The 250-nt window shown below is 64.4% G+C and carries 1 protein-coding gene; it reads right to left on the bottom strand.

Features of this window, described 5'->3' with window-relative positions; translation table 11 throughout:
- Positions 1 to 106: 106 nt before the first annotated feature.
- The gene (locus tag SB679_RS25580; RefSeq protein WP_410705173.1) at positions 107 to 238 is read right to left on the bottom strand and encodes an HAD hydrolase family protein; all 132 of its coding nucleotides are present in this window, start codon (positions 236 to 238) and stop codon (positions 107 to 109) included.
- Positions 239 to 250 lie beyond the last annotated feature (12 nt).

Genomic DNA, 250 nt, shown 5'->3' with positions numbered 1-250 from the left:
CCTGCAGCGTGAACACGCCACGACATCACCCGACCAACTTCACCAGGATCGATGCGGTCAACATGTACCTCGTGGTCAAATCCTGGGCTAAGGGTTACCGTGCGGATCACGCGCTGGCCGCTGCGAGCCACGTCTCGAGGTACGCTGCGACACCGTCATCGTGATGGCGCGCGGTGGTGACCGTCGCCGCGTCCAGCACAGCCTGTTTGCCGTTCGCGACGGCGATGGAAGTTCCCACGGCGGCGAAGGC

Origin of the sequence: Chryseobacterium sp. SIMBA_029 (assembly GCF_046535275.1) — a bacterium.
Lineage (GTDB): Bacteria > Bacteroidota > Bacteroidia > Flavobacteriales > Weeksellaceae > Chryseobacterium.
This window is presented reverse-complemented; position numbering and strand designations above follow the sequence as displayed.